Origin of the sequence: Burkholderia sp. RF4-BP95, from assembly GCF_001521985.1 — a bacterium.
GTDB lineage: Bacteria > Pseudomonadota > Gammaproteobacteria > Burkholderiales > Burkholderiaceae > Burkholderia > Burkholderia diffusa.
In genome coordinates this window covers 1-4,331 of the sequence record NZ_LOSX01000014.1, presented here as the reverse complement: position 1 = coordinate 4,331, position 4,331 = coordinate 1, and the positions used below count along the sequence as shown (strand labels likewise).

The following is a 4,331-nucleotide window of genomic DNA, read 5'->3' as shown; positions in this document are numbered from 1 at the left end:
AAGGAAGGGCAACGGCCTACCATTCCATCCCCAGGAACACGCAGGGCATCATCAGCCGAACGAATCGGCGGTTCACGAAGGCATGCCATTGCCGCCGATACGGCGTCCTCGCGGCCTGGTGCTGTCAACTCGCCAAGGCTTCGATGCGATGGGCGGAGTTCGGGTATGTCCATGCGTAGGCCTATTCACGTAACGCTGACTGGATGAAGCGTTCGGCCTTGCCGTTAGTCTGCGGACGATACGGCCGCGTAAATTTGTGCCGGATACCCAATTCCTGGCAGGCCCGCGCAAACTCGTGCGAGCGAAATGCCGAACCGTTGTCGGTTAGCAATCGACGCACACGCACGCCGAGTCCGGCGTACCAAGCCACGGCATCGTGCAGGCATTTCACGGCACTGCCTTTCGTCTCGTCGGGATGCATCGCTGTGTAGGTAATCCGGGCATGATCGTCCACGGCGATGAACAGATACTCCCAGCCAACGCCATCGACCGTATCGCGCCGATTGCCGGTCACACGATGGCCAGAACGCGCGATACGGCCGAGCTTCTTGATGTCGATGTGCAGCAAGTTGCCCGGTGCCTCGTGTTCGTAACGCTGAACCGGTTCACGTGGTTGCAGGTCGCTCAACCGGGACAGTCCAGCACGCGCCAGCACCCGGCTGACGGTCGAGGCCGACACGCCCACCTGTCGGGCGATCTGAAGTACGAACTGGTCTATCATCAACGCTTCGCCACGCACGAGCAGACGTGGCACTCGATCAGCGAATACATCGAAATCTTCTACAGCCGGCAACGCACGCAGACACGCCTGAACTACCAAGCGCCTGTCGCGTTCACGCAGCATTTCTATCTGAATCAGATCGCTGCTTGACCCGTTGGCCTCCACGAATTCCGCCCGACCTCATGGTCGGTCATCGTGGTGGTATCGCTCGAACAAATCAGGACGGCTGCGAAAGCGGCACCGAAGGAAGAGTGTGTCGCGTCGGGGCATTGAAGACATAACTATTCTTAAACATATTTGGGATTGGTCCGAGATCAACTCATATTTTGGCTGATTCCTTGTGGCTGGGATTTTGTGGAAAATCAAACCTGCATCTATTTTCAAGTTCGATGCATTGAATTGGGCGGGGAGTTACGATGGGGCGGTTTCATTTCTAAAATTTTCTTATATAAAACTTACTCACCAAGGATGGTGTCATTTTGTCTTTGGATGTCAGTGTAATTGAGGGCTCTGAATGTTAAAAACAACACTTCACCTTATAATTTTAATGCTGTGTGGGATCTTTGTATCGCTTGGTTGCGTCGGTAATGCCTATGCTGACGATTACAATATCTCCTTGCCGGGAAAATTAACGATTAAGAGCCGGGGGGCGCAGGGGGAAATATTTGCAGCCGGAAAAGGCAATATCAATTATTTGTACTCTCCCAAAAACAACGTGAGTTTGATTGGGGATTTGCACTATTCTGGAGAGAATATAAACTATCAAGGCGCGCCCCTTGGGGTGTGGGATACCAATATTCGGGGGGTTGGGGTGGCGTACGCAGTAGTGGGGGTTCACTCTACTTGTGGTTTTGCGGGTAGCAGTCAATGTCGGTTCGTAGAATATGATCCGGATGATATTGAAGTGCTTATTTTATTAGTGAGAACTGGGGATGTTGGTTTTGGCTCCGCAAATCCTGGAGGAATTGAGTTGGTGGGTGATAATAGTTACCGTCAATACAATTTTCGCGCCAATGATGTGGAGATCGTTCCACCGACCTGTCAAATACAAACAAAAAATATCTCGGTTCAGATGGGTACGAATATCTCGACGTCGACCTTCAATGGTGTGGGGTCGGCATCGACACCGCAAGAATTTTGGGCGAAAATGACGTGCCCAGCGGGAATTCCTAATTTGTCTTATCAAATTGATCCAGCCGGTGGTTCGAGCGTCGTTGGAGACCCGAAGAACGGGATACTCTCACTGTCGAACGCAGGCGGCGCGTCGGGTGTAGGTGTCCAAATCACTAATTTCGACGATGGTAGCACTCCTGTCGGGTTGCAGGAGAGGCGATCCTTCGGTTCATTATATAACCCTGACCAAGGTGGCGATGTTTCCATCGGTTGGAAAGCCAGGTATATTCAAACCGATTCTAACGTAAAAGGTGGCGAGGCAGACGCGCAAGCAACCATTACGTTGTCGTACCAATAATCGAGAAATGTGAAAATAATTCAGCCAAAATAATAATTTGGCACGATGGGTAATCGTCTTTTTGTGAAAAAATCTGGTGGTTCGCCGCAAAGCCTTCTGTAGCAAGGCTTTGCAGTCGATTCTGACTATCGTCGACAGTCGTGACCGGGATATCCAGTAAGCTACCTACCCGCAATTTTCAATTGCGACCGTGACGGGAGACAGTAGATGCCAAGCTTGGAATTTCGGTATGTGGGGCAGGATCGCTTGCCCCCGCGACTGTCGGAGTTCAACGTCGAGCGTTACTTTGCGTTGGGCGACAGCGACTTGGCCGCGATCAGTGAACGTTTCTGGCGCGATCGCCGCTCAGGTGCCGCCATCCAACTGGTCTTTCTGCGGGCCAGCGGCCACACGCTGGATCATGTCGGGACCTTGCCACGGCAACTGCTACGCTATGTCGACGAGCGACTCGGCCTGCCGGTACCGTTGATCGCGTCGCTGCGCACGACCTACCAACGCTATAAGACTCGATACGAGCATCAGGTGTCGGCGTGCGTGCGAATACCTCGGCCTGACATCGATGGGCGCTGACCAATGGCCCGGCCTCTAAGCGTGGATGCGGCAAGATGCTGCCGAATCGCTGGCGCTCGACGAACTGGTGCAGCATGCGTACCACTGGCTGTACGAGAGGCGGCTCTTGATTCCCGCCGAGCGAATGTTACTGGACCTCGGGCGAGCGATCTGGGCGGAGGCAGAGCGTGGCCTGCTTGCGACGCTCCAGGCGACCGTCTGCGACACCCAACTGGTGCGCGCCGACCCGGTCTTGTCCACTGATATGACTTTCCGTGTCAAGTACGATCGGTTTTCAATCTCTTTCCATAGGTGTTCGAATTTCCTGAGGGCGACGTAGCAGTAATGCTCGACGGTGGATCACACTGACATACGCGGGTTGGTTACCGCATTACAGAGTTCCGTCTCATGAGCCTGCCGCTTTCTTAAAACGCAAGTCGGGGACTGCCCGTTGCGAAGTGGAGACGCGGATTGCTCGAATACCGGGCTACGCCGCCTTCAGGAAACTCCCTCCATGATCAGTTCATCGTTCATCCATATCGACCTGTCGCCGGTCTCATGCGGACTGCATGCCGCGCGGCAATGCAAGCGCCATCGCGAGTCGGGCGATGTCCCAGATGAAGCCGGCCAACTCGCGCGCAACGGCGACGACCGCGATGTTGGCATTCTTGCCGCGGGCCACGAGCTTGTGATATCGCCGGCACAGTCGCAACTGCGCATCCCATGCACGATCGATAATCGCTTTGGGGAGCCCTTCGTGTCGCTGCTGGATCTGCGGGGCAACGCGTGCCACGTGCCGATAGCTCCAGGCTGCCTCCACAAGTAGCTTGCGGGCATAGCTGTTGCCGGTCTTGGTAATGCTGCCTTGGCGTCGCTTGCCGCCCGACGAATGCTCCGAGGGCGTCACACCGAGCCACGCCATGAGCTGACGTGGGTGCGTGAAGCGCGACAGGTCACCCAGCTCCGAAACCATGCCGACAGCCGTAACAAACTGCACGCCGCGCATCGCCTGCAGAGCCAGCACCACAGGGTAAAAGCGCCAGCTGATGACTGCATCGCGCAACGCCGCCTCCAGTCGTCCACACTGCACAAGTCGATCCTCGATCGTGCGTCGATGCTCTTCAAATGCCAGTTGTTGCCACGCGTTAGCGAACGAATAGCCGCTGAGCCAGCGTCGATGCGATTCGCTCCAGTCCGCACGGCCTGTATAACCTACGCCATGTGCGAGCAGAAACGACTTCAGGCGCTGCCTGGCCTGCCGCAAATCTTCCTTGGCCACTGCCCATGCCCGGGCCAAATCCCGGAAGGCTTCGTCTTCGACAGTAGGGACGTACACGGCCGACAGGTCGCCTGCGCGAAGAGAGCGCACGAGCTTTGCGGCGTCGCGCCGGTCTGTCTTGACGCGCTCGCCGGGTTTCCTGGGAATTAGCGATGGCGCACAGACCATAGTCTCGAAGCCGCGCTCCGTCAGTTGCCGGTACAGCCCGTAGCCGCACGGACCAGCCTCATAAACGTAAGCCGTCAATAAACGACGCCCTACCAATGGTAGGCAGAAGGTCAGATGCTAAGTGTCCGCGTGGACACATGCAC

Annotated in this window: 3 protein-coding genes and 3 pseudogenes; 4 read left to right on the top strand and 2 right to left on the bottom strand. The window is 55.8% G+C overall.

Features of this window, described 5'->3' with window-relative positions; translation table 11 throughout:
- Positions 1 to 184: 184 nt before the first annotated feature.
- Positions 185 to 757: pseudogene (locus tag WS46_RS33405) on the bottom strand (DDE-type integrase/transposase/recombinase); the annotation flags it as partial.
- Here WS46_RS33405 and WS46_RS33400 point away from each other — a divergent pair.
- The 4 genes and pseudogenes from WS46_RS33400 to WS46_RS03905 all read left to right on the top strand — a co-directional run.
- Positions 692 to 871: pseudogene (locus tag WS46_RS33400) on the top strand (IS3 family transposase); the annotation flags it as partial. The pseudogenes WS46_RS33405 and WS46_RS33400 sit on opposite strands and share 66 nt — an antisense overlap.
- Positions 872 to 1,235: 364 nt before the next feature.
- Positions 1,236 to 2,192, top strand: a complete 957-nt coding sequence (locus WS46_RS33395) for a fimbrial protein (RefSeq protein WP_082722019.1) — start codon at positions 1,236 to 1,238, stop codon at positions 2,190 to 2,192.
- Positions 2,193 to 2,399: 207 nt separating this feature from the next.
- Positions 2,400 to 2,762: a DUF4158 domain-containing protein gene (locus WS46_RS03910; RefSeq protein WP_059524184.1), complete on the top strand. Its 363-nt coding sequence runs from the start codon at positions 2,400 to 2,402 to the stop codon at positions 2,760 to 2,762.
- Between the two features lie 25 nt (positions 2,763 to 2,787).
- Positions 2,788 to 3,081 (top strand): hypothetical protein, encoded by a 294-nt coding sequence (locus WS46_RS03905; protein WP_059524186.1) that lies wholly within the window; start codon positions 2,788 to 2,790, stop codon positions 3,079 to 3,081.
- A gap of 216 nt (positions 3,082 to 3,297) precedes the next feature.
- Here the strand turns inward: WS46_RS03905 and WS46_RS03900 are convergent.
- Positions 3,298 to 4,257: pseudogene (locus tag WS46_RS03900) on the bottom strand (IS110 family transposase); the annotation flags it as partial.
- Positions 4,258 to 4,331 lie beyond the last annotated feature (74 nt).

Coding starts and splice junctions, on each gene's coding strand:
- WS46_RS33395 (WP_082722019.1), top strand. CDS start 1,236: ATGTTAAAAACAACACTTCACCTTATAATTTTAATGCTGTGTGGGATC.
- WS46_RS03910 (WP_059524184.1), top strand. CDS start 2,400: ATGCCAAGCTTGGAATTTCGGTATGTGGGGCAGGATCGCTTGCCCCCG.
- WS46_RS03905 (WP_059524186.1), top strand. CDS start 2,788: ATGCGGCAAGATGCTGCCGAATCGCTGGCGCTCGACGAACTGGTGCAG.